1 protein-coding gene is annotated in these 310 nt (G+C 53.9%); it reads right to left on the bottom strand.

Annotated elements, in window-relative coordinates; genetic code table 11:
* Nucleotides 1-130: 130 nt before the first annotated feature.
* The gene (locus ACYQ78_RS39400; RefSeq protein ID WP_459806106.1) at nt 131-244 is read right to left on the bottom strand and encodes an RNA-binding protein; all 114 of its coding nucleotides are present in this window, start codon (nt 242-244) and stop codon (nt 131-133) included.
* Nucleotides 245-310: the final 66 nt, after the last annotated feature.

The following is a 310-nucleotide window of genomic DNA, read 5'->3' as shown; positions in this document are numbered from 1 at the left end:
ACAATCCGCGCCCCAGCCGGTCTTAGGAACACAACTACCCCCGCCAACTCCTTGGCCCACAGAACGACATGGCTACAAGTCGGAGGCCAAGCGGTCTTAGGAAGACAAATACTCACGCCAACTCCTTGGCTCACAGAACGACATGGCTACGATCCGACTTTCGTCTTATCTTCCTGCCACCAAGCTCTGTGTTATCTGCTTTCCTGATGCACTCCAACATATCCTCGCGACTCTCAAATTCCACATTTCCTAAGTCGCAGGCCACGCGGTCTCAGGAACCCAAATACTCACGCCACCTCCTTGGTCCACA

It is taken from the genome of Herbidospora sp. RD11066 (genome assembly GCF_054661255.1).
This window is presented reverse-complemented; position numbering and strand designations above follow the sequence as displayed.